The sequence below is a fragment of the Trinickia sp. genome (genome assembly GCF_051953405.1).
Classification (GTDB): domain Bacteria; phylum Pseudomonadota; class Gammaproteobacteria; order Burkholderiales; family Burkholderiaceae; genus Trinickia.
Genome location: NZ_JBQCIV010000075.1, coordinates 38,110 through 60,166, shown reverse-complemented (window position 1 = coordinate 60,166; position 22,057 = coordinate 38,110). Strand labels below are relative to the sequence as shown.

Annotated in this window: 21 protein-coding genes and 3 pseudogenes; 9 read left to right on the top strand and 15 right to left on the bottom strand. The window is 63.9% G+C overall.

Annotated elements, in window-relative coordinates; genetic code table 11:
* Positions 1-147: 147 nt before the first annotated feature.
* From ACTHN9_RS12960 to ACTHN9_RS12950, 3 genes are all read right to left on the bottom strand, one after another.
* Positions 148-582, bottom strand: a complete 435-nt coding sequence (locus tag ACTHN9_RS12960; RefSeq protein WP_440537165.1) for a DUF29 domain-containing protein — start codon at positions 580-582, stop codon at positions 148-150.
* A 59-nt stretch (positions 583-641) separates the two neighbouring features.
* Complete coding sequence (locus tag ACTHN9_RS12955) at positions 642-965, bottom strand: tyrosine-type recombinase/integrase (RefSeq protein WP_440537164.1); 324 nt, start codon at positions 963-965, stop codon at positions 642-644.
* A 433-nt stretch (positions 966-1,398) separates the two neighbouring features.
* Positions 1,399-1,830, bottom strand: a complete 432-nt coding sequence (locus ACTHN9_RS12950; RefSeq protein ID WP_440537163.1) for a DUF29 domain-containing protein — start codon at positions 1,828-1,830, stop codon at positions 1,399-1,401.
* Between the two features lie 1,029 nt (positions 1,831-2,859).
* Between ACTHN9_RS12950 and ACTHN9_RS12945 the strand changes: the two genes are divergently transcribed.
* Positions 2,860-3,087, top strand: coding sequence for a SymE family type I addiction module toxin (locus ACTHN9_RS12945; protein WP_440537162.1), 228 nt, complete (start codon positions 2,860-2,862; stop codon positions 3,085-3,087).
* Positions 3,088-3,154: 67 nt separating this feature from the next.
* Here the strand turns inward: ACTHN9_RS12945 and ACTHN9_RS12940 are convergent, their stop codons facing one another.
* From ACTHN9_RS12940 to ACTHN9_RS12930, 3 genes and pseudogenes are all read right to left on the bottom strand, one after another.
* Positions 3,155-3,442: a hypothetical protein gene (locus ACTHN9_RS12940; RefSeq protein ID WP_440537161.1), complete on the bottom strand. Its 288-nt coding sequence runs from the start codon at positions 3,440-3,442 to the stop codon at positions 3,155-3,157.
* Between the two features lie 3 nt (positions 3,443-3,445).
* Positions 3,446-6,232: pseudogene (locus ACTHN9_RS12935) on the bottom strand (DUF637 domain-containing protein); the annotation flags it as partial.
* 313 nt (positions 6,233-6,545) lie between these two features.
* Positions 6,546-7,013, bottom strand: coding sequence for a VOC family protein (locus ACTHN9_RS12930; protein ID WP_440537160.1), 468 nt, complete (start codon positions 7,011-7,013; stop codon positions 6,546-6,548).
* 480 nt (positions 7,014-7,493) lie between these two features.
* On the opposite strand from ACTHN9_RS12930, the gene ACTHN9_RS12925 reads away from it, so the two are divergent.
* Positions 7,494-8,819 (top strand): MFS transporter, encoded by a 1,326-nt coding sequence (locus ACTHN9_RS12925; protein WP_440537188.1) that lies wholly within the window; start codon positions 7,494-7,496, stop codon positions 8,817-8,819.
* A gap of 169 nt (positions 8,820-8,988) precedes the next feature.
* Positions 8,989-9,237: a hypothetical protein gene (locus ACTHN9_RS12920; RefSeq protein ID WP_440537159.1), complete on the top strand. Its 249-nt coding sequence runs from the start codon at positions 8,989-8,991 to the stop codon at positions 9,235-9,237.
* 66 nt (positions 9,238-9,303) lie between these two features.
* On the opposite strand, the gene pcaD is transcribed toward ACTHN9_RS12920, so the two are convergent.
* The gene (gene pcaD / locus ACTHN9_RS12915) at positions 9,304-10,101 is read right to left on the bottom strand and encodes a 3-oxoadipate enol-lactonase (RefSeq protein WP_440537158.1); all 798 of its coding nucleotides are present in this window, start codon (positions 10,099-10,101) and stop codon (positions 9,304-9,306) included.
* A gap of 151 nt (positions 10,102-10,252) precedes the next feature.
* Between pcaD and folE the strand changes: the two genes are divergently transcribed.
* Positions 10,253-10,927 carry a GTP cyclohydrolase I FolE gene (gene folE, locus ACTHN9_RS12910; protein ID WP_440537157.1) on the top strand — a complete coding sequence of 225 codons (675 nt, stop codon included), beginning with the start codon at positions 10,253-10,255 and terminating at the stop codon, positions 10,925-10,927.
* 80 nt (positions 10,928-11,007) lie between these two features.
* On the opposite strand, the gene ACTHN9_RS12905 is transcribed toward folE, so the two are convergent.
* The 4 genes from ACTHN9_RS12905 to ACTHN9_RS12890 form a co-directional block, all read right to left on the bottom strand.
* Positions 11,008-11,958, bottom strand: a complete 951-nt coding sequence (locus tag ACTHN9_RS12905) for a DMT family transporter (RefSeq protein WP_440537156.1) — start codon at positions 11,956-11,958, stop codon at positions 11,008-11,010.
* Positions 11,959-12,160: 202 nt separating this feature from the next.
* Positions 12,161-12,994 (bottom strand): AraC family transcriptional regulator, encoded by an 834-nt coding sequence (locus ACTHN9_RS12900; protein WP_440537155.1) that lies wholly within the window; start codon positions 12,992-12,994, stop codon positions 12,161-12,163.
* Positions 12,991-13,935 (bottom strand): serine O-acetyltransferase EpsC, encoded by a 945-nt coding sequence (gene epsC, locus ACTHN9_RS12895; protein ID WP_440537154.1) that lies wholly within the window; start codon positions 13,933-13,935, stop codon positions 12,991-12,993. Before epsC ends, ACTHN9_RS12900 begins: the two co-directional genes overlap by 4 nt.
* Positions 13,936-14,053: 118 nt before the next feature.
* Complete coding sequence (locus tag ACTHN9_RS12890) at positions 14,054-14,290, bottom strand: hypothetical protein (RefSeq protein WP_440537153.1); 237 nt, start codon at positions 14,288-14,290, stop codon at positions 14,054-14,056.
* A gap of 399 nt (positions 14,291-14,689) precedes the next feature.
* Between ACTHN9_RS12890 and ACTHN9_RS12885 the strand changes: the two genes are divergently transcribed.
* The gene (locus ACTHN9_RS12885) at positions 14,690-15,175 is read left to right on the top strand and encodes a hypothetical protein (protein WP_440537152.1); all 486 of its coding nucleotides are present in this window, start codon (positions 14,690-14,692) and stop codon (positions 15,173-15,175) included.
* Between the two features lie 31 nt (positions 15,176-15,206).
* Positions 15,207-15,830, top strand: a pseudogene (locus ACTHN9_RS12880) (short chain dehydrogenase); the annotation flags it as partial.
* 5 nt (positions 15,831-15,835) lie between these two features.
* On the opposite strand, the gene ACTHN9_RS12875 reads toward ACTHN9_RS12880, so the two are convergent.
* Entirely contained in the window at positions 15,836-17,416 is a 1,581-nt protein-coding gene (locus ACTHN9_RS12875) for an aldehyde dehydrogenase (NADP(+)) (RefSeq protein ID WP_440537151.1), read from the bottom strand.
* Between the two features lie 515 nt (positions 17,417-17,931).
* Positions 17,932-19,230: an Nramp family divalent metal transporter gene (locus ACTHN9_RS12870; protein ID WP_440537150.1), complete on the bottom strand. Its 1,299-nt coding sequence runs from the start codon at positions 19,228-19,230 to the stop codon at positions 17,932-17,934.
* Positions 19,231-19,427: 197 nt separating this feature from the next.
* Between ACTHN9_RS12870 and ACTHN9_RS12865 the strand changes: the two genes are divergently transcribed.
* Positions 19,428-19,574: a hypothetical protein gene (locus ACTHN9_RS12865; protein WP_440537149.1), complete on the top strand. Its 147-nt coding sequence runs from the start codon at positions 19,428-19,430 to the stop codon at positions 19,572-19,574.
* A 248-nt stretch (positions 19,575-19,822) separates the two neighbouring features.
* Positions 19,823-20,662: pseudogene (locus ACTHN9_RS12860) on the top strand (c-type cytochrome); the annotation flags it as partial.
* An 86-nt stretch (positions 20,663-20,748) separates the two neighbouring features.
* Here the strand turns inward: ACTHN9_RS12860 and ACTHN9_RS12855 are convergent.
* Entirely contained in the window at positions 20,749-20,880 is a 132-nt protein-coding gene (locus ACTHN9_RS12855) for a hypothetical protein (protein WP_440537148.1), read from the bottom strand.
* Positions 20,881-21,031: 151 nt separating this feature from the next.
* Here ACTHN9_RS12855 and bluB point away from each other — a divergent pair, with 151 nt between their 5' ends.
* Positions 21,032-21,706 carry a 5,6-dimethylbenzimidazole synthase gene (gene bluB, locus ACTHN9_RS12850; RefSeq protein ID WP_440537147.1) on the top strand — a complete coding sequence of 225 codons (675 nt, stop codon included), beginning with the start codon at positions 21,032-21,034 and terminating at the stop codon, positions 21,704-21,706.
* 24 nt (positions 21,707-21,730) lie between these two features.
* Here the strand turns inward: bluB and ACTHN9_RS12845 are convergent, their stop codons facing one another.
* Positions 21,731-21,976 carry an H-NS family nucleoid-associated regulatory protein gene (locus tag ACTHN9_RS12845; RefSeq protein WP_440537146.1) on the bottom strand — a complete coding sequence of 82 codons (246 nt, stop codon included), beginning with the start codon at positions 21,974-21,976 and terminating at the stop codon, positions 21,731-21,733.
* Between the last annotated feature and the right edge of the window lie 81 nt (positions 21,977-22,057).

Below are 22,057 nucleotides of genomic sequence, written 5' to 3'. Positions count from 1 at the left end.
GCCGGAACGCCGGATCGAGCCGTTGCTCCATCGTCCACGACCGCCAAATGCCGACACGGAGAAGCGGGGCTCGCCGCGTCACGCAATGGCCGTAAAAAAGCCAGCTCGAAGGCTGGCGTATTCAGGGTAGCCTGATTGGCTCGGGCTTCACCCCGGCAGGAACCCCGGATCGAGCACCTGCTCCGTTGACCACGGGCAGACTTCGGGGAACACGTCTTCCAAATCGGTCTCAGCAACGGCCTTAGAGATTGCATCGGCCCATGCACTCACAAGCCAATCCGAATCACGGAGCGAACTCTTAAGGCTGGGCGTTTTTCGCAGAGTCACCTCAATGGCGCGTCGCTGTTCCTTGATCGTGCGCGGCCAACTCGAACCGCGACGCTCCGGCTGATATTGCCACTTGAGCAGATGCGCCAGCAGCACGGCCATACGGCTCGCCAATTCGCGTTGTTCGCTCTTACCCACGTCCTCGATTTCCTCTGCGATGTGCTCGATGTCCAGCGCCGAGAACTTGCCCGCGCGCAACAACGCAGCCTGTTCGTTGGCCCATGCCACCACGTCCTTCTCGTAGCTCGTTCCCATTTTTCGGCCCCTAAGCTCAGTCACGCATGGCGCCATTTTAACCACTCCCGTAAGTTCACCTAATCCTCCGTTTCGCCTTCGGCTTGCGCCTCGGCGTCCAGTGCGTCCAGTAAGTCGGCCACCGTCGCCGGCGGTTCATCCTCCGGTTTCAGTGTCGCACGCGTGAGCCGCGCGGGATGCGTAGCCGAATGGATATCCGTCAGCGCCCGGATGCTCACCCGCGTGTACACCTGCGTCGTCTTGATGTCCGCGTGGCCGAGCATCGCCCGGATGAACCGAACGTCGGCCCCGTTCTCCAGCATCTGCGTGGCCATCGCGTGCCGGAACAAGTGGCAGCTGCCAATGTTGCTCCGCCCCGCCGCTCGCACGCGGTTACGCACCATTTGTGTCATTCGGTTACGGGAGCGAGCGCAGCACCCGTCGGATCGATCGCCTTCCGCAAATCAGGCGAGAACGCCGCACTAGCCGCTCCACCAATGGCCCCATATCCAACACCCGAGACAACCTCTGACCGCAACGGCTCGCAAACCTAGACGCGGCTTGGCTTTGCAGCCCGTCGTCGCCTAGACGCGGTTCGACCAGGAGGATTTTTTGCCCAGACGCGGTTTTGCGGCCCACCGAGGCGTCGGCGAAGGAGGTTAAAGAGCGATGGCGCGCAAGCGCTGCACGCCGATTGTATTGGCCCAGCGACGATAGAAGGGGGAAGGGGGAGAGAACCGCCCAAGGGCGGCTAAGAAGGTGGCCAACTCGCACCACGCCAGCAACGGCCGTGAAAAAGCCGGCGCAAGGCCGGCAGGTCTTCGGATGATCCAACAATCAGTCCGGCATATACTCCTCGTCCAACACCTGCTCCATGGACCATGGGCAAGTTTCGGGGAACACATCGAGTTCGGTTTCGCTGACCGCCTGTGCGAGAGCCTTTGCCCATACAACGCGCATCCACTCAGCATCGACCAACTTCGGTTTCAGGCTGGGGGCTTCATCCAGAAGGTAGGCAACGTCCAGCCGTTGAGCCTTGATCGTTCGTAGCCAACTTGCGCCCCGCCGCGCGGACTGGAACTGCCACTTGAGCAGATGCGCCAGCAGCACGGCCATACGGACGATCAGTTCGCGTTGTTCGCTCTTACCCACGTCCTCGATTTCCTCTGCGATGTGCTCGATGTCTAGCGCCGAGAACTTGCCCGCGCGCAACAACGCAGCCTGCTCGTTGGCCCATGCCACCACGTCCTTCTCGTAGCTCGTTCCCATTTTTCGGCCCCTAAGCTCAGTCACGCATGGCGCCATTTTAACCACTCCCGTAAGTTCATCTATTCCTCCGTTTCGGCCTCGGCTTACGCCTTGGCATCCAGTGCGTCCAGTAAGTCGGCCACCGTCGCCGGCGGTTCATCCTCCGGTTTCAGTGTCGCACGCGTGAGCCGCGCGGGATGCGTAGCCGAATGGATATCCTTCAGCGCCCAGATGTTCGCCCTCCGCGACACTCGAGCTGTTGCCCTCACCGAGCCTGCGCCGCGCTCAGGCGCGTCAAGCGCGGGCGCAGCCCGGCGAAGCGAACCCTTGACGCGACGAGCACGGCGTTACACTCGCCAGGCCAGCAGCGTGAGTCCCACCCACCTATGCAGAAGGTCCGGCATCAACCCGGTCAAGACCGCGCGCCAGCGCGCCCGCAGAGCTTGGCCTTGACGGCGATCGGTTCGCCACGCTCAGGCTCTGCGGTGCAAGACGACTTGGCGGCTTGCACCGCATGCCGAACCGCGATTTTTCGTTTGGGGTTGTTTTCCGTTGCGCAGCAACGGCTAAACAGGGAGCCCCTTGGGGGCGGATGGGAGGCAGGCTGCGAGTACGGAGCGAAGGACGCATCGCGGCCGTAGCCCGCGCACAGCAGACAGCCGGGAGGGCTGGGCTCATCAGCTTTGCGCGCAAGCGCCATGCATCAGGACCGGGGGCGCAAGACATAACGCTGCGTTATCCACGGCCGGGCATATAGCCGCTACACCGGCTGTAGAAACCAAGTAGTAATGTCGCATTTCCGGGCCGCTCCGGACCGGCACTTCTTCATTCGTCAAGGTATCGGGCCGCATGGCCCGCACTGCATTACTCAGCGTCCTAGGCCGATCGGCTAATTGTTAGGACTACTTATTTTTAATACAATCAAAGACTTAACATCGCAGCTAACAGGAGAACGGCCACCCCTCCCATCGCCGTAAACGCAGCGCGGGCCGCAAGTGCTACCAACACTCACGGCCCGCTGACCAACATCAACTCATACCAGGAGTCGATATGGCTGACGCCAATCTTAAAGCATTTGACGACGCACACCCCTCACGCAGCGTCACGATTCAGCAATCGCCACGCTGGCGACCTTACTCGCCTCGCCGACGGCCCGCACCGCCCCTCGTGCCTTGGTTCAAGCTCTCCGGCCGATGGCTCGAGCAAGCCGGCTTCATGCCTTACCAACGACTCAAGATCGAAGTGCAACTCGGCAAGCTCGTCATCACGCATGCGTAAGTGATTTCATACGCAGAATCCCGATGCAATGGGGTCGCTGCCTTATGACCTCGCCAGGTTGCTACTTTTATTTCGCCGCATAGCCGACCTTGAACCGGCACCACTCAGGATAGTTGCCCACTACTTCGATGAAGTCATCGAAGTAGTGCAGCCCCAAGCCAGAAAGCCCTTCAATCAATCCGTCAAGAGCCTCTTGGCCAAACGATGGCCCAAATGAGATTAGCCGATCATCACTATCCAATGGAGCGTCCGTCTTCATCACAGCCAGCAACATCTCGAACGACACGCCGCGTTCCCGGAGCGCGTCCTTCCGGACCACTAAGCCATACTCAGGCGTAACGTCGATAAAGCTCATCTCTTAATGTCCTGGGATCGTCACGCCTTTCGGGACAACAATGGTCGTGTTATAGATTGGCGTGCTCGTTACTGGTTGGAATATCTGCCCCCATTGAGCATTGCCCGCTGGACTAATCGCGACTTGCGGAACCGCGAAGTTAATTTGCACGGGCCCCGTGCCACCTGGCTGAGGAGCCCCTGGTATCGTTACATATACCCGACCACCTGCCCCAATGCCAGCCGGGATGGCAGTTCCCTGTGTCGCAAGCCACTGACTTGCCTCTTCAGGCGATACCCAACGGGTAACCATTGTATAGCCGGCCGGCAATGGACCACTTGCAGCCCCGGAACCAAGCGGATAGATCGTATAGGAGTCGCCATTGGACGGCGTGCCAACCGGCAACGGACCACCGCCGGGCTTGATCGTAAAATCGCCTTCCTCCTGCTCCTGCTGAGTCGGCATGTGTCCCGGCGAAAGTCGCACCACGTCACTCTTCGCTTCCTCCTCAGCGTCAAGCTCCGCCTCTGCGCTCGGGTTGTGTATTGACGGATCGACGAGCTTACGGTTGCCCCAATGCCCGAAGCCGCCGGTATTGTTCAGGGCCTCATTTTGGCCCGCTTGCGCTCCGCCCTGAGCGTTGGCTCCCGACAACCCCGCCAGCGCTCCACCCACCAATGTTCCGAAGGCCCCGAGCGCGGCCGTCTGGCCTTGGGTAAGAGGGTCGTGCTGCGGATCAATCACCCCCGCGAACAACGGCGTCAGCGCCGCACTAGCCGCCCCGCCAATGGCCCCGCCAACGCACCCAGTCCCCTCGGCCGCCGATGCAGCGCAACCCAACGCCGCGTGGGCCAAATCGTAGCCGATAGATCCCTGCGCAAGGAACGAGTCCGAGTTCTCGCCGGCATTGCCAATTGCGTAAGCGCCTGCCGCTGCCAAGTCTCCAACGGCGGCATTCTTCAGGTTATTAAGGAAGCTCCCACCTTCAATCGCGGTCTGCACACCGGCGTTGATCGTCGCCGTCGCTCCCATCGCAGCTAATTCCGTCGGCAAATTGCTCGCCGCCGTTTGTCCCGCTTCGGGCACTAGTGAACTACCGATGTTGGAGATCCCCGCCAACTGCCCCAGCGTGCTCGTATCCTGCGGCAGACTGTTCAGCCCCTGGTCCCAGTTTCCGATACCGAGTGACCCAGTCGTGCTGTTGTAAGTAATGCCATTGGTCAGGCCAGCCGTCACCCCACCGATCGCCCCTGCTTCCAAAATTGAACCGAAGTTGATCCCGTTACCCGAAATCACCTGGCTTGCGAGGCTCCCTGCCATGCCGCTGGCCATGCCTACAACGATCGATTCGCCGAGCGTCATTGTCGCCAATGTCGCCCCCATCGCTGCGGCTGCCGCCCCCGCGGTCACAATCGACGCCGCAATGGCCGCCACGATCGCAGCCAGTTGCTGAACGCCAAACCCCCCCGCCGCCACGAAGTTCGTATGCAGGTCGTCGCTTACCGTCGTCTTCGTGAAATTGCCGCCCAACTGCTGCAGCACCTGGCCCAGCAATTGCTGCGTCGCAGCGTTGTTGGCTGAGCCGTCTGGATTCGCCTCCTGCAGTAACCCACCGATCTGGTTGAGCTGCGACACATTCAGCGTCATCTGCCCAGCCGCGGCGCTCATGAACCCGCCAGGCTGTACCAGCGTGCCCGTCGTTTCCAGGTACCCGCCGCTCACGTTCGTCCAAATCTGACCCACGTCGACTTGGTTTTGCTGATTCGTCAGCGTCCCCGTCGTTACCGTCAGCGAGCCATTGGACGCGATCGTCCCCGTATTGAGGATGCTGCCGCCGTTATCCTTGTTGCCGAAGTTCAGCTTGATACTGTCGCTCGCGACAATGTTCCCGTCCGCCGACAGCGCCGACGTATTCGCCGGCAAGTACACCTGCGGCATCAGCGCGGTCACTGTCGGGCAAGTGAGCGTACCCGTCGCCGAACACCCCGGCTCCGGCACCGTCTGCTCCACGTACCACAGCATCGGCTGCGTCAGCTCGCCAATTTGTTGCTGTGTCAGCGCTTGCCCGAGCTGGATATTGTTTGCCTTCGCATACTCCGTTGCGTTCGCATACAACACCAACTTTTCTTGATCGGTGACCGACAACTGCTGTTTGCTATCGCTCGATAACCCATTCACGAACGTCGCCTGTCCGGTCTGCTTGAGCGCGGCCGTTTGCAGCGCCGCGTCCTCGGCTTGCGGGTTGTAATAGAACAGCGAGGTGCTCGGCTGAAGGTTCGACGGCAGGTTCCGCACCAGCACCTGCGGCGAAACTGGATCGAGCGTCGTGCCCGTGCCGCCCAAAACGTAATCGACGCCTGTAGAACCCGTGTCACTCGAAGACGCGTTGCCTTGCTGCGCCAGCTTCGTCTGCGTCAGTGCCGAGCCGCCCAATGTTGCCGGAATGGAAAGGTTCAGCCCGCCCGCGGCCGGCGCCAGACTAATCACCTGGGGTGGGTTGCCCACTACCGGGGTATACGTGTTCGATTTCGTGATGCCGTTCGACAGGTTCGTACCCGTGAGCGACACCGACTGGCCAACCACATTCCCGACGTTGACGATCTTTCCGCCCGAGGTGATCGAGAGGTTCGGCGCTTGGATCGTCGCAGCGATGTTGCCCACCGGAGTCGGAGGATCGATTACACCGCCCACGTTCGTGTAGGCACTCCCGTAAAGTGCCGTGCATTCGGCCGCGCTGCCGCAGCCCCATACCTCGTGACGTTTGTCCGCGCTGAAATCGCCCGTCTCTTGCACCCAATGCGAATGCCAATGGATGCAATTGGTCGATGAGATGGCGGTGGGGAGTTTGGCTGTTGGCGGCGGCACGCATTGCCAACTGTGCGCCAGCGTATATCCCGCCGCCCGACCCTACCGACGGATCCCACGCCATATTCGCCAACGAAAGCGCCGCATTGTGCGCCGCGCTCAGCTGGCCGTTCGTGTTGTCGAACCCTCCGTTACCCCAGCCACTGTCAGCGATAGATCGCCGTTGGCGGCGAACCTGTCTGCGGCGCGTTTGCAGCGACACGCCGGCCCCCCTCGAGTAGCGGGCCGGCGCGCAAGTTGCCCCGATTCGTTCAGTCGTTCACTTATTCGGCATCTCCGCCATCGCGCGCTGCATCTCGTCCATGCTCGGTTCGCGCGTACGGCTGGCGATATGCCAATGGTGCCCAAACGGATCATCGACCGCGGCCCAGCGGTCGCCCCAGAACATGTCCGCCAACGGCATCTTGACGGTAACGCCGGCGGACACGGCGCGCTCGAACGCCTTGTCCGCATTCTCGAAGTACAGATAGAGGCTAACCGGCGTCCCCTTCAGCGTCAGCGGTCCAGCCATGCCGCATTCGTCGCTTTCGTCGGTCATCATCAGCACCGAATCGCCGATCTTGATCTGAGCGTGCGCGATCTTGCCGTTGGGGCCGAGCATGCGAAACAGTTCTACCGCGCCGAAGGCCTTTTCATAGAACGCGATCGCATCGGACGCGTTACGGCAAATGAGGTGGGGCGTAACCGTATGCATGCCTTCGGGAATGGGTTTAACGGATGAGGTCATTGTGGCGCTCCAATGTCATGATGTCGTGGATGAATGGGCCGCGGCTCGCGCACTCGCGAATCGAGAGGCTCCGACCATACGACGAGCGAGCGCAGGCCGTTTCGACATCGCCGGCGCGCTTTTTTTCCTGCCTGCGGTACATCGCGATATGCGGTGGTGCAACATGCAGTTGGCACCTCGATCCCCTCCCATTGCCTCCCGATACCCCCTCAATTCGCACCCTTGCTGGCGCGAACACCGCCCACTATGCGCATATCTTGATCGAGCGGGCCGAGTGTCCGTGTTCGCACCCATTGTTAAGTAGTTGACGACATGCCACATTGCCTTGGGGTTTTCCCGGCGCTCGCGCGCTAAAAGCCATCTGCAAGCAATCGACAGCCAAACGCAAAAGAACGGAAAGAGGCGAAGATGACCGATCGACAATCCTTAGCAATCGCAGCGCGGTTCGACCGCTTGCCGCCATCGCGCACCGTGTGGACCATGGTGATGCTGATCTCGCTCGGCGGCGTATTCGAGTTCTACGATCTGTTTTTCACCGGCTATGTCGCGCCAGGCATGGTTCAGTCGGGGCTGTTCAAGCCTGAATCGCTCGGCGTGTTTTCGGCGCTCGCGCCGATCGCCGTCGCGGGATTCGGCACCTTCGTCTTTTCCACGTTCGCCGGCTTGTGGCTCGGCACGCTCGTCTTCGGCTTCGTCGCGGATCGCTTCGGGCGGCGCTTCATCTTCACCTGGTCGCTGATCTGGTACGTCGTCTGCACAGCGATCATGGCGTTCCAGCGTTCGGGCGAGGCAATCAACTTGTGGCGGATCGTCGCCGGCATCGGTATCGGGGTGGAACTCGTGACGATCGACTCGTACATCTCCGAGCTGATCCCGAGCGGCGAACGCGGCCGCGCCTATGCGATCAACCAGTTCATCACGTTCTGCGTCGTGCCGCTCGTCGCGTTTCTCGCGTTCGTCCTCAAGGGCACGCATCCGTTCGGGCTCGAATATTGGCGCGTCGTCATTCTGATCGGCACGCTCGGCGCCGCGTTCGTCTGGATCATCCGCCGCAACGTTCCCGAAAGCCCGCGCTGGCTCGCCCGGCACGGACGAGCGGATGAAGCCGAGCGCATCGTGGCCGATATCGAGCGCCGCGTCGAAGCCGAAAAGGGCATCAAGCTGTCGCCGCCTCGGCCGATCGGCGACGAGGTGGAAGGGCGCGGCTCGTTCGGGGAAATCTTCGGCCCGCTCTATCTAAAGCGCACGGTCATACTCTCGATTTTCAACATGGCGCAGGCCATCGGTTTTTACGGCTTCGCCGCATGGGTGCCGACGCTGCTCATCAGCCGTGGCGTTCACGTCACGACGAGCCTGCAATACGCCTTCATCATCGCCATCGCCAACCCGTTCGGCCCGCTGCTCGGCACACTGTTCGCCGACAAGATCGAACGCAAAACGCAGATCTGCGGCGGCTTGCTGATCATGGGGATCGTGATCGCCCTGTTCTCGCAGGCATCGTCGCCCGGGCTGCTGATCGCGCTTGGCGTGCTCTTCACGCTGGCGTCGAACGTCATGTCGTACGCGTACCACGGCTATCAAGCCGAATTGTTCCCGACGCGCGTGCGTGCGCGCGCGGTGGGCTTCGTCTACTCGTGGAGCCGGCTCGCCGTCGCCTTCGCAGGCCTCGCGATCGGCGTCTTGCTGCATCGGTACGGCGTGCCCGGTGTGGCCGTCTTCATCGGTGCAGCCATGATCGTGGGCATCTGCATGATCTTGCTCGGACCGTCGACGAAAGGCCGGGCGCTCGAGGCCATCAGTCGCTAATCGTGCCCCGGCCAATACCGGCCAACACGATAGCGCGTGCGCTCGGTGCCCGAGTGGCGTACTCTTTTTGCGAAGTAGGCACCTGGCACGACATCGAAAGCCGGCGCGCAAGCGCCCGCTTTCGCCGACTGCCGCAGTGTTCACCGCTTTGCTCGTGAGGAGGCTCTCGATGACCGCACCGGTTCGCACAGGCGTCCATATCGAAAAGATTCATTGGGTCGCCGAATACCTGGAAGGCACGCATGAAATTCGCGTGCTCCGCGAAGGGTTGGAAGTGGGCGTATGCGACGCGCCGCCCAGCCTGTTCGGCGAAGAGGAGGAAGCCGGATCGAAAAGCGTTGCCGATCATCGCGCGCTCGAAGCTGCCTTGCGCGCCTATCTGCTGCGTTTCGTCGCCGAACACGACGCCGAGGAATAAAGCCCGACGCCGCATTCGGGCGATAGGCCGCCGCTTGCGCTTGTCGGGGCACGCCTATGCCTAGCGCTACGCCGCGGGCGGCGCCCTCAGAAAATCGAGCACGGCCTGCGTAAATTCCGCAGCCCGTTCGATATTCGACAGGTGCTGGGCGTCCAGTTCGACGAAGCGCGCACCGGCCACGCCATCGGCGAGCGCACGGCTGTCGCCGGGCGGCACCGACGCATCGGCCCTTCCCGCCATGACAAGTGTCGGCGCGCGGATTGCGCCGAGTTCCGCCCGCAGATCCGCCGCCCCGATGGCCTCGCAATTGCTTGCGTACCCTTCGCTATCCGCGTGCACGAATGCGTCGCGAATCGCCGCACACATGAGCGGCTCGCGCGCGGCGAAGCCAGGGCTGAACCAGCGCTGCAACGTGGCATCGGCCAGCGCGCGCGTCCCTTGCTCGCGAACTTGATGCGCGCGGGCCTGCCAAACTTCGGCCGCACCGATCCGCGCTGCCGTATGGGCCAGCACGAGGCGATCGATTCGCTCCGCGTGTCGCGCAGCCAACGCGATCCCGGTCAAGCCGCTCATCGATATCCCGCAAAAATGCGCACGTTCGATCGAGAGCGCATCGAGCAAGCCGAGCAGGTCGGCCGCCCACTGCTCCACGGTGTACGGGCCGGATGGCGCGTCGGAACAGCCTAGGCCGCGCGTATCGAACCGCAAGAGGCGAAACCGCGAAGAGAACGCCGCCAACTGCGGCGTCCACATCGTCAGGTCGGCGCCCAGCGCATTCGCCAGGACGAGCCATGGCGCATCGGCGCGGCCGGTGTCGTCGATTCGGTAGTGCAGGCGTATCCCGTTGACGGTAGCAAATGACATGGCGGCAACTCCTCCGGGATCGATGGGGGATGGGTGCCGGATATTGTGCTACGGATGCGCGCAAGTCGGCGATGCGCGCGGCAGCGGAAATCGTGAAACAATGGCCCCAATTTCGTAGAGTCGCGCAAGCGAAGCGCACGAGGAGCAAGCGATGAAGGAAGGATCCCGAGCGAAGAAGGCCGACAAGGCAGCCCAAGGCGGCAAGCGCGCGGCGGTTTCGGCCGCGGGCCCGGTGCGCCCGAGCCGCGCCGAAGCGGAAGACGCCGTGCGGGTGCTGCTACGCTGGGCCGGCGACGACCCGGCGCGCGAGGGCTTGCTCGATACGCCGGCCCGCGTGGTGCGCGCCTACGAAGAATTTTTCGAGGGTTATGCGCACGACCCGCGCGAGATCCTGGCCCGCACCTTTTCGGAGGTGGACGGCTACGACGAAATGGTCGTACTGAAGGACATTCGCTTCGAAAGCTATTGCGAGCATCACATGGTGCCGATCATCGGCCGCGCACATGTTGCCTATCTGCCCAATCATCGCGTGGTCGGCATCTCCAAGCTGGCCCGGCTCGTCGATGCGTTCGCCAAGCGCCTGCAGATCCAAGAAAAGATGACGGTGCAAATTGCCGATACGCTCAACGAAATTCTGCAGCCCAAGGGCGTCGGCGTGATTCTCGAAGCCGCCCATCAATGCATCACGACACGCGGCGTGCACAAGCCCGGCGTGCAGATGGTGACCTCGCGCATGCTGGGCTCGTTCCGCGACGATCCGTCGACGCGCCGCGAGTTCTTGTCCATCGTCGGCAACGGCACGGGCGGCAGCCCGCCGAACGCTTAAGCGGCGCACGCCCCTTGCCGGGCCGCATCCGCCTTAGCTAAGCCGCCGTCCACTCGAGCCAATCGTTTCGCTTAGGATCTCTAATCGACATGCACGCGAGGAGGGGTGGACACCGATGCCGGGCGCCCGCGCCGTTGGGCGCCATCGTAAGCGATGAGCGCAACGGCCCCGAGCACGCATGCAATCGCCCACCCTTGCGCCGCACCGATCGCTTCGTGCAGCACAACGGCGGCAAACGCGGCGGCCGAGACCGGGACAAATGCTGTCAAAGCGCTCGCTTGCGCGCCGTCGATACGCGCGGCGCCCGCGAACCAAAGCAAGAATCCGCCGACGGTGGGCACCAGCGCGTAATACACGACACCCGCGATGGCGACCCCGTCGTAATGGACGGTCCACGGTCGTTCGATCAGCGCAGGGACGAGCGAGAGCGCAAGGCCGATGCCCGACATCAGCGCGGACATCTGCAGCGGCGATACGGGTGTGCGCAGGCGTTTGTTGAGCAAGATGAATAAGGCTTCGCCTGTGACGGCGAGCAGAATAAAGGCGTTGCCGAGCAGCAGCGACCCCGATGCGCCGACGCCGCTGTGTGTCGAGAGATCGGCCGGATGCACCGTGCAAACGAACACGCCGACGGTCGCGAGAGCAACTGCACCGAGCGTGAACGCGCTCGGGCGCTCGCGCAAGATCACGACCGCGACGAGCGCCGCGACGGCCGGCAGCGTGCCGGCAATGACGCCGGCGTCGGTGGCCGAGGTCAACCGCATGCCGCTCAGCAGCAACACCGTATAGCCGACGCTGCCCGAACCCGACTGCAAGACGAGCAGCCATGCTTCGCGCCGGCTCACGCGCGGCCAAGCCTCGCCCTTCGCCTTCATCGCCAGGACGAATAGCGGAAAGGCGATACCGAAGCGCAGTGCCGTGGCGGCGAAGGGCGGCAGCCCGTGTGCGATCAGCTTGCTCGCCACCACCGTGCTGCCCACGCCGATCATCGCCAGCGCGCAAAAGAAATAGCCCGTCAAACGTGAACCCATCGCGTCGCTCCCGACATAAAAGGATGCGATGCAGGATAGGGACGCGGTCCCACGCGGTCTTGAACGAAATTGCAGGGGAGCGCGAGCGAGGCGCCGACCTGGGTGGCACCGCTTCGAGCCTGCGCCACACGATGCGCGACGGTATGGCGACGATCGAACGCCAATCGTCGACAGCCGTCGTGCGAAGATCGAGTGGAAACCGCTACCGGACCGCGCAAGCGTATTGCGCCGGTGTCACGCCGAACGCCCGCACGAACGCACGCGTCATGTGACTTTGATCGGCAAAGCCGGCGCCGGCAGCGGCATCGGCGAGCGACAGCCCTCGTTCGATGAGACGCCGCGCGAGCGAGATGCGCCGCTGAATCAGATAGGCGTGGGGCGGGAGTCCCGTATCGCGCACAAAACCGCGCAGCAATTGAAAGCGGCTCAGGCCCGCTTCGGCCGCCAAGTCGGCCAGCGAAACAGCCGCGCAGGGATCGTCGTCGATACGCGCCTTCGCGCGTCGGATCGAAGCGCTCGCACCGTCGGCCGAGGTGTTCGTCGGCGCTGGCAGCCGCACGGTCGTATGACGGCGAACGAATGCGACGATCAAGGCAAACAGCGCCTCGTCGCAGGCTAATGGCTCCGATGCGGCGGGCGCGCCCGTCACCGCCGCGAACGCGTGCTCGAAGCACTCGACGAATGCGTCGTCGTGCAAGACGGGCCGCTCGAGTTCGACCGATGCCGGCCGGGCCGCACCGAGTTCGCCCGCCACGTCGTGGACGAGTTCCGGCTCCAGGTAGAGCATGTGCCAGGCGCGGCCGCGTTCGTCGAACGGACTGCCGTCGTGGACTTCGCCCGGATTGACGGTGATGACGTCGCCGGCGCGCGCCTGCACGGGCCCGCGCCCGCTTGCCGATCGCTGCGCGCCGCGCAGGACGACGCCTACGCCGAACGTGTCGTGCGAGTGGCGCGCGAACGATCGCGCCGTATCCGCCGCCGTCGCCTGCACGCCGGCCACGAGGCAACGAGGCATGACGACGTGTCCGCGATTCATCGGCGAGCGCGCCCTCGCGGCTCGGGCTCTTCGCCGCGCATGCCTTCGCGCACGTTGCCTTGCGACACGCTGGTGCCGGCCACGACGCTATGCGTGAGCCAGACGTTGCCGCCGATCACCGAGCCGCGCCCGATCGTGACGCGGCCGAGAATCGTCGCACCGGCGTAGATGACGACGTCGTCTTCGACGATCGGGTGACGGGCATGCCCCTTGACGAGCGTCCCGTCGGCATCGGCCGGAAAGGTCTTCGCCCCGAGTGTGACGGCCTGATAGAGCCGCACTCGCTCGCCGATGATGGCGGTCTCGCCGATGACAACGCCGGTTCCATGATCGATGAAAAAGCTCCGGCCGATTTGCGCGCCGGGGTGGATATCGATCCCCGTTGCCGAATGTGCGATCTCGTTGATGAACCGCGCGAGCAACGGCACGCCCAATTCGTGCAGCGCATGCGCGAGCCGGTGATGCATGATGGCGAGCACGCCCGGATAGCACAGCAAGATCTCGGTGATGTGCTGCGCGGCCGGATCGCCGACGTGCGCGGCTTGAATGTCGCTCACGAGTGTGGCCCGGATGCTCGGCAGTTGTGCGCCCAGCGCACGCGCGATCTCGAAGGCGCGCGCTTCGAGTTCGGGTGCCGGCGTATCGGCGTGCTCGGGCAAAAAGCGCAGGGCACGGCGCACTTGCTCGCACAGCAGCCGCAACGTGCTTTCGAGCGTCCGTCCGACGTAGTAATCGACGCTTTCGTCGGTCAGATCGGCCGCGCCGTAGTGCGTCGGAAACATGACCGCACGCAGGCCCTCGACGATACCGACGATCGCTTGGCGCGAGGGCAGCTCTCGAATCCCACGGGGATGGCGGGTTCGATGCAATTGCTCGCGCGAGGCGCGCAGGTCGGCCACGATTTGGTCAAGGCCCCAATGGCGGGTAAGCGAATTCGGCATGATGGTGAAAACGGCAGCGATGCGGCGTGTAAAGTCGAATATCCGAAAAGATTACCGCGTTTCGTGCAATGTCGTCCGATGATCGACGGACACTTCATGCCCAACATAGCGATTCACGCTACACCGTCAAGCTACTGGCGTCGATCCAGCGCACGGCCCAATCGCGCGCATGCGCGATCGCTGCGGCTTCGTCGGCGAAACGCAGATCGTTCGGGAAAAAACGGTTCGCGACGAGTTCGCCATCGCTAGAGCGCGAGATCACGACGTACGGCTGAAAGCGGCCATCTCCTGCCCGCGCGGGCGCGCAATTGAGCAAGTATCCGCGATGCGTGAATGCGGCGTCGGGGTGATGCATGAGTCACCTGCCTCCCTGAATACGCTTGCTGCGACGTCGTGCGATGCGTCGCGCAGCCGCGACCGCGAGCGCCTGACTGCGTTTTGACCACGGGCGCCGGCTCGCAGGATTCGAATCATACTCTGTAGGGAACGTCGGTTCTATCGAAAAAATAGCCGTTTTTCTTTCGTCGGCGCCAAGCGCCCGCGGGCCCAAGCCCCGCCGAAGCCGGAACGGCTCTTGCATCTCGGGCACCAAAGGCGGGCAACGGGGCGCGTCGAGCCCAGAGTGTGCGGCCGCGCACTTTGCGGGCGCTTGCAGTTGGGTTCGGCTGCGCTACGATGAAGGAACGAGTGCGCACGCTGCATGCTCGAGCGTTGGAGAGACGAAGTTCGTGCCCACCTACCTTTCGAGCACACGATGAATGCGACCCACCCGAGCCGCCGGAGCCCCTCCTTACCCGGCGCCGCCGTGCGACGTCAACGCGAAGCGCGCGGTACGCGCCGAGCGCCGCTCGAGCCCGCCTCGGCGCGGCGATTTGCCGTCGCGCTCGCTTGCCTAGGCGTCAGCTACGCGCTCGCCTGGATCGAGCTGCCGCTCGGGCAGCTCGCATCGACGCCGACAGACGGCGCATCGGCCGCCTCGTCCGCGCTCGCGGCCGCGCTGATCGCCCGCCTCCTCGTCGGCTTGCTCTATGCCTTCGTGGCGTTGCGCCATGCTTGGGCGCGCTGGCTCACGGTTGCGCTCGGCTTCGCCTCGATCGTCTTCACAGGGCCGTTGCTGCCGGCGGAGTGGCACGTGTTCGCCCTCGGCGCTTGCGTGACGGGCCTCGGGCTGGCGGGCAAAGCAATTGCGGCCATCTTGTTGACGCTTCCCTTACGCACCCGGCACGACGAACGTCCATAATGCTTCGGCGCCGAGACTCGCGGCGCGCTCATTCCTTCAGCGAGGTGCAAACATGAAGATCGTCGTTATCGGGGCGAGCGGCACGCTCGGCCAGGCTGTTTGCGCGCAATTGAAACCGCGTCACGAAGTGATCGAAGTCGGTGCATCGCACGGCGATTACCACGTCGATGCCACCCACTTGCCAAGCGTGGAACGGCTATTTCATGAGATCGGCCGCGTCGACGCCGTCGTCGCCACGATCGGCAAAGTCCATTTCGGGCCGTTTCACGAAATGACGGCAGATCAGTTCTGGATCGGGCTGCGCGACAAACTCATGGGTCAAGTCAACGTCGTGCTGGCCGCGCAGCATCATGTGAACGACGGTGGCTCGTTCACCTTGACGAGCGGCGTCTTGGCCGACGAGCCGATCCGCGAGGGCATTAACGCCACCACCGTGAACCTCGCGCTCGAAGGCTTCGTCCGTGGCGCGGCCATCGAATTGCCGCGCGGCCTACGGATCAACCTCGTCAGCCCGACCATCCTCGAAGAGTCGTTCGATGCCCTCGCCGCGTACTTCCGCGGATTCGAACCCGTGAGCGCGCAACGCGCTGCGCTCGCCTACTGCCGCAGCGTGGAGGGCGCCCAAACGGGCCGAATCTATCGCGTGGGCGGCTAACGCGATCAGGGGCGCTCGAACGTGCCGTCGCGCAAGCGCCACAGGTTCAGCGGGTTGCCGTCTTGCACGGCCTCGGGCAGCAACTGCGCCGGCAAGTCCTGATAGCAGACGGGCCGCAGGAAACGCTCGATCGCGAGCGAACCCACCGAAGTCGAACGCGGATCCGACGTTGCCGGGAACGGCCCGCCGTGCACCATCGCATGCGCCACTTCGACGCCCGTCGAGAAGCCGTTCGCCAAAATGCGGCCGGCCTTGCGTTCGAGCGTCGGCAACAGCTTGCGTGCGAGTTCGACGTCCTCGGCTTCCATTTGCAGCGTCGCCGTCAGTTGGCCTTCCACGTGCTCGGCCAACTCGATCATTTCGTCGACGTTCGCGCAGGTCACGACGAGCGAGGTCGGCCCAAAGATCTCGTCTTCGAGCGGGGCCTCGGCGATAAAACGCGATTGTGTCGTCGAAAACAGCTCGGGCAAGGCCGAATGCGGCGCATCCGTGCTCGCCCCTTGTCCGACGCGCGTCACCCCTAAAACAGCCGCACGCTTGCTCACGCCGTCGCGGTATGCGCTGGCGATACCGGCGGTCAGCATCGTTTGAGCGCCCTTTTTCTCGAGCGCTTTCGATGCCGCATCGATGAACGCTTGGCAATGCGGGCCGTCGAGCAGCACGAGCAGCCCCGGGTTCGTGCAGAACTGGCCCACGCCGAGCGTCAACGAATCGACGAAGCCGTTCGCGATGGCCTCGGTGCGCGCAGCCAGCGCCCCCGGCAAGACGAAGCACGGGTTGATACTGCTCATTTCGGCGTAGACGGGAATCGGCTCGCGGCGGCGTGCCGCGATATTCATCAGCGCAATGCCGCCGCCGCGCGAACCCGTGAAACCGACGGCCTTGATGGCCGGATGCGCGACGAGCGCCTCACCCACCGCATTGCCGACGCCGAGCACGAGCGCGAACACGCCAGCCGGCAAACCGCATTGCGCAACGGCCTCTTGGATCGCGCGGCCCACGAGTTCGGATGTCCCCAAATGCGCCGGGTGCGCCTTCACGACCACGGGACAGCCGGCAGCCAGCGCCGACGCGGTATCGCCGCCCGCCACGGAGAACGCAAGCGGAAAATTGCTGGCACCGAACACGGCCACCGGGCCCACGGGAATCTTCTGCAGGCGCAAATCGGAACGCGGCAGAGGCTTGCGCTCGGGCATCGCCGAATCGAGCGTCGCGCCGAGCCAGCGGCCGTCGCGCACGAGCTGGGCAAACAGCTTGAGCTGACCCACCGTGCGCGCGCGCTCGCCTTCGAGGCGCGCTTTCGGCAGCGCCGATTCGACGTGAGCGCGCTCGATCAATGCATCGCCGAGCGCAAGGATGCGCTCGCCGATCGCGTCCAGCAGCTGCGCGCGCGTTTCGAGCGGCGCTTGGCGGAACGGATCGAACGCCGCTTGCGCCAGCCGGCAAGCGCGATCCACGTCGCCGGCGTCGCCCGCGCCGAAGGCCGGTTCGATTTCCGCGTTACGGGCCGGGTCGAACGCGCGCAGCGTCCCGGCGGTGCCGCGTACCGCGGTGCCGCCAATCAGCATGTCTCCCGTGATCTGCATCGTCGGATTCTCCAGTTGAGCCGGCTCGCAGTCCGGCAGTAGTCGCAATGGCGGTGATGCGCCTAGTGTCCTGTCCCGTCAGTGCTTCGATCGAAGGCACTCGCGGGATAGGACACTAACCGCGTCGGAACCGTTGATGATCGCATGAATCCCAGCTTGACGAGGACCCCCATCCGCATTGCCCAAATGTTGGAACGGCGTGCTCCCGAAAACGCTCACCTTGGGAGTCCGCCGCCCCGTCGCGGTGAAGAGCATGATGGGTCGATACTTCACCGAAGACGGGTCGAGGGCCGCTTTCCGTTAGTCAAAGCCGGGCGATTCGTCCTGCCGGAATGCATTTCGCGCTTCGACAGCCGGTTAGACCCCCGGTTAAGTGAAGCAAGAATGTGGCACAGACCTCACCGTCACCGGAATCCCGAAAACGCTCACCTTGACGGCGCGAGGTCGCCGCGAACCGGACGGTCGACGCAAACGGCCGAACGAGAAAGCGCCTGCGTGCAGCCCCATTGCAGCGCTCAGGAAAACGGCCAGCTCTGCGCGAGCAGCAACGCGTTCATCCCGACGACGACGAGAAACGTCGTCGCGGCGAAGACCAGCATGGCGCGCCCCAGACGATGATCGCCCATGACGGCGCGGCTACCGGCGAAGCCGATCAAGGCAAGCATCGGCACCGGCACGGCAAGGCTCAGCACGACTTGGCTGAGCACCAATGCGCGCGTCGCCCCCATCCCGAGCGCGACCACGATGAAACTGGGCACCATCGTCACGAGGCGCCTCACCCACAGGGGCAGCGAGACGCCGAGGAAATCGAGCATGATCATTTGCCCCGCCATCGTGCCCACGACCGAACTGGAGATGCCCGATGCCATCAACGAGGTCAAAAAAAGGCCCGCTGCCATCGAGCCGAACAACGGCGTCAACGTCCGGTAGGCCGCGCCAATGTCCGTCATCTCGCGATGGCCGCCGTGAAACGCGCCGCACGCCATGATGACCATGGCCATGTTGACGAGCCCCGCAACCGTGAGCGCGAGCATCGACTCGGCGTTCGCATAGCGCACGAGTGCCGCTCGCTCTTGCTCGGTGTGCGGCTTGATACGCTCGCCCGTCAGCCCCGAGTGCAAAAACAGCGCGTGCGGCATGACGGTCGCCCCGACGATACCGGCGCATAGGACGAGCGCTTCGCGATCGGGCACCGTCGGCACGAACATGCCCCGCATGACCGGCCGCCAAGGCACGGCAACGAAGCCGAGCTGCGCGATGTAGGCCACGGCGATCAGCCCGACGAGCGCACCGATCGCCAGCTCGATCGGGCGAAAGCCGCGCCGTTGCAACGACAGGAGCGCGTACGTGACGACGGCGGTGATCCCCATGCCGATCAGCAGGGGCACGTGTGCCAGGAGCGAAAAACCGATGGCGCCACCGAGAAATTCCGCTAGGTCCGTTGCCATCGCGGCCACCTCGCTCACGATCCATATCGCGAACACGACCGGGCGCGGCAGGCTGCGCGCGCATAGCTTCGCTAAGCTCACCCCCGTTGCAACGCCGAGCCGCGCCGAAATCGCCTGAAAGAGCATCGCCGCCACGTTCGCGAATAGGACGGCCCACAGCAGCCCGTAGCCGTACCCGGCCCCGGCCTGCAGGTTCGTCGCGAGATTGCCCGGGTCCATGTAGGCCACCGATACGACGACGGCCGGCCCGGCCAGCGGCAGCAGCACGTGCACGCCGCGGCGGTGCCCCGCCAGCGCTTCGCGAATTTGCAACGTGGTCCGTGCGCTCCAGCTGCGTTCGCGCTCGGACACCGGCGTGTCGTTCATGGGCTAGCCTCGCTCGGAAACGCAAAAAGGGGCGGCCAAGGAGAACATCCGGTGGCCCAGCCTCGCGTCTGAGTCTGATACCTGTCAGTTTGGCAGCGTTTTGCGCTTGCGGTGGCCCGCGCCGATCCCGCTCGCCGCCCACGGCCGGGAATGGCACCTGCTCCCAGCTACGGGGCGGGGATGTCATTGCAAAGGCCATGCCGCTCGCGAGATTGAACGTCGCCGGGTATGCGAATGCTGACGGCTCGATCGTCCGGTTCTTGCTCGGGCTGCACACCACGCATGGGGTGACCGACACGATCGATACCGCGGTGCTTTCCAAGGCAAACTCTTCGTCGATGTGAGCGAGAACGCACTCTATTGGTATTTCGTCGTATTGAGCTGGCTGCCGAACTATGCGGTTATCTACATTGCGCCACGGGTTCAATCCCGAGGCACCGCGGGCGAGGAGGCATCGCAGCGGTGAAAACTTGGCCCGGTTTGCTCGCGGCGCCGTGCGCCTCACCTCGGGGAAACGAACATCATGAAAAAGCCGCCGCGCATGGCAACCGATCTGTTCGTGCTGACTTTGCCCGCCATTCTCGCGATCGCCATGGGCAGCGCGCGACACAACGCTCGCCCGAGCGCGCAGGATGTCGTGCCCGTCGACGCAGCGTTACTTTCGCACGGCGAGTACGTGGCCAAAGCCGCCGATTGCGCCGGCTGCCACACGGCTCCGAACGGCGGCGCGCCCTTCGCCGGCGGGCTCGGCATGGGATCGCCGTTCGGCACGATCAAGACGAGCAACATCACCCCCGACCGCCACTTCGGTATCGGCCGCTACAGCTACCGGGACTTCGAGCGCGCCGTCCGCCACGGCGTCGCGCGCGGCGGCAAAGCGCTTTATCCGGCCATGCCTTATCCCGAATTCTCGAAGATGTCGGACGACGACCTGCGCGCGCTCTATGCCTATCTCATGTACCGCGTGCCGCCTGTCGCGAAACCGAACGAGCCGGCCGACATCGCTTTTCCATTCAACCAGCGCTGGACGCTCTATGGTTGGCAGTTCTTGTTCATGCCGCGCGGCGGATTCAGGTCTCTCGCCCCAAACGACCCGCAATGGACGCGCGGCGCCTATCTCGTCCAGTCGCTGGGACACTGCGGCGCCTGTCATACGCCGCGCGGTTGGGGCGACGAAGAGCGCGGGTACGACGAGTCCGCGCCGCGCTTCCTCACCGGCGGGAGCGGCGAGCACCGGTTCGCGCCGAATCTGACCGGCGACGCCGGATCGGGACTCGGCCGCCTGGGCGAGGCCGATATTGCCCGCTTCCTGAAAAGCGGCCACGCTCGCGGCAACATAGCGTACGGCGGCATGGTCGAGCCAATCGAAGACAGCACCCAGTACTACACCGATGCCGATTTGCTCGCGATCGCGCATTATCTGAAGAGCCTCGCCCCACCGGTCATCGTTAGGTCTCCTGAATAAAAGCAACGCATGACGTGTCGAAGACGCCATGCGTCCCGCGCTGCGCAGCACCGTCACGGCTGCCGTTGTCCCCCTTGCTGACGCGGTCGCTTCTGCTGATTTTGCTGCTGCTGACCCATCGGCTTGCTGTGCTGCTGTTGACGCGGATTGCTGGGGGCGGCATTGCTAGGCTTTGCATGCGACATGGCAGTCCTCCATTGGATCGTCGGTTGCGATATTCGTCATAGGACACAGCAACGCGCATTCCCGAACGCGTCGTTGCCGTGCGCGCGAGGGTCAGGCGCTTTACACTGCGCGTATTGCCGCCCCCGCGGCTTTCAAAAACCGCACAATTTCATGGCGATGCAATTTGCAGACGACGAACGCGCGGCAGTCTATCGCGCGATTTACGAACGGCGCGACATGCGGCACTTCGTGCGCGGTCCAGTCGATGCGGACGTTTTGGCCCGCTTGATCGATGCCGCCCACCACGCGCCGAGCGTCGGCTTCATGCAGCCGTGGCGCATCGCGCGCATCACGGATCCTGCGCTGCGCGCGGCGTTGCACGATGCCGTGGAACGGGAACGCGTGCGCACCGCCGATGCCCTCGGCGAGCGCCACGACGAATTCATGCGCTTGAAGGTGGAAGGGATGCTCGAATGCGGCGAACTGCTCGTCATGGCATTGATGGACGGCCGCGAACGATACGTATTCGGGCGGCGCACGATGCCCGAGATGGATCTCGCTTCGGTTGCATGCGCCATTCAAAACATGTGGCTCGCGGCGCGTGCCGAAGGCCTCGGCATGGGGTGGGTCTCGCTGTTCGACGTCGACGAAGTGCGTACGCTGATGCGAATGCCGCCAGGCGCGAAGCCCGTGGCCATCCTATGCCTCGGACACGTTGAAGGCTTTTATCCGAAGCCGATGCTCGAACTCGAACATTGGGACAAACGGATGCCGATCGGCGAATGCGTGTTCGAGAATCATTGGCCGGCCGATCAGGCAACGGCCCCGACATCCCAAGACGAATGACGTCTTGCGCGCTCGCGTCGGACGTCAGCTTTCGCAGCGGTAGAAATCCATTTGCTGGCCCGCCGCCACGGCTCGGCGCAGCCAATCGGGAGGATCCCCGTATCCGTCCCAGGTGTTGCCCATCGCGTCGCGATAAAGAATTGGCCGCTCCGCCGCCTTATCGGCGGAAATCGATTCGGCGACGGCTTCCACGGTAATGCCGTACTCTTCCATGCGGCGTCGCAGCCAGCGAATCAACCGTTCGCGAGCTTCGCCTTCAAGCTGTTCCATCGATGATTCCGGTTATGGTTGATGCGGAGGTCGCTAAATGCCCCCGTTGACCCGAGCCGAATCATACTCGACTCGCGGCCG

Bases quoted from the DNA above. Each gene is read 5' to 3' on its own strand.
- ACTHN9_RS12960 (WP_440537165.1), bottom strand. From the start codon at position 582: ATGGGAACGAGCTACGAGAAGGACGTGGTGGCATGGGCCAACGAACAG.
- ACTHN9_RS12955 (WP_440537164.1), bottom strand. From the start codon at position 965: ATGGTGCGTAACCGCGTGCGAGCGGCGGGGCGGAGCAACATTGGCAGC.
- ACTHN9_RS12950 (WP_440537163.1), bottom strand. From the start codon at position 1,830: ATGGGAACGAGCTACGAGAAGGACGTGGTGGCATGGGCCAACGAGCAG.
- ACTHN9_RS12945 (WP_440537162.1), top strand. From the start codon at position 2,860: ATGGCTGACGCCAATCTTAAAGCATTTGACGACGCACACCCCTCACGC.
- ACTHN9_RS12940 (WP_440537161.1), bottom strand. From the start codon at position 3,442: ATGAGCTTTATCGACGTTACGCCTGAGTATGGCTTAGTGGTCCGGAAG.
- ACTHN9_RS12930 (WP_440537160.1), bottom strand. From the start codon at position 7,013: ATGACCTCATCCGTTAAACCCATTCCCGAAGGCATGCATACGGTTACG.
- ACTHN9_RS12925 (WP_440537188.1), top strand. From the start codon at position 7,494: ATGGTGATGCTGATCTCGCTCGGCGGCGTATTCGAGTTCTACGATCTG.
- ACTHN9_RS12920 (WP_440537159.1), top strand. From the start codon at position 8,989: ATGACCGCACCGGTTCGCACAGGCGTCCATATCGAAAAGATTCATTGG.
- pcaD (WP_440537158.1), bottom strand. From the start codon at position 10,101: ATGTCATTTGCTACCGTCAACGGGATACGCCTGCACTACCGAATCGAC.
- folE (WP_440537157.1), top strand. From the start codon at position 10,253: ATGAAGGAAGGATCCCGAGCGAAGAAGGCCGACAAGGCAGCCCAAGGC.
- ACTHN9_RS12905 (WP_440537156.1), bottom strand. From the start codon at position 11,958: ATGGGTTCACGTTTGACGGGCTATTTCTTTTGCGCGCTGGCGATGATC.
- ACTHN9_RS12900 (WP_440537155.1), bottom strand. From the start codon at position 12,994: ATGAATCGCGGACACGTCGTCATGCCTCGTTGCCTCGTGGCCGGCGTG.
- epsC (WP_440537154.1), bottom strand. From the start codon at position 13,935: ATGCCGAATTCGCTTACCCGCCATTGGGGCCTTGACCAAATCGTGGCC.
- ACTHN9_RS12890 (WP_440537153.1), bottom strand. From the start codon at position 14,290: ATGCATCACCCCGACGCCGCATTCACGCATCGCGGATACTTGCTCAAT.
- ACTHN9_RS12885 (WP_440537152.1), top strand. From the start codon at position 14,690: ATGAATGCGACCCACCCGAGCCGCCGGAGCCCCTCCTTACCCGGCGCC.
- ACTHN9_RS12875 (WP_440537151.1), bottom strand. From the start codon at position 17,416: ATGCAGATCACGGGAGACATGCTGATTGGCGGCACCGCGGTACGCGGC.
- ACTHN9_RS12870 (WP_440537150.1), bottom strand. From the start codon at position 19,230: ATGAACGACACGCCGGTGTCCGAGCGCGAACGCAGCTGGAGCGCACGG.
- ACTHN9_RS12865 (WP_440537149.1), top strand. From the start codon at position 19,428: ATGCCGCTCGCGAGATTGAACGTCGCCGGGTATGCGAATGCTGACGGC.
- ACTHN9_RS12855 (WP_440537148.1), bottom strand. From the start codon at position 20,880: ATGTCGCATGCAAAGCCTAGCAATGCCGCCCCCAGCAATCCGCGTCAA.
- bluB (WP_440537147.1), top strand. From the start codon at position 21,032: ATGGCGATGCAATTTGCAGACGACGAACGCGCGGCAGTCTATCGCGCG.
- ACTHN9_RS12845 (WP_440537146.1), bottom strand. From the start codon at position 21,976: ATGGAACAGCTTGAAGGCGAAGCTCGCGAACGGTTGATTCGCTGGCTG.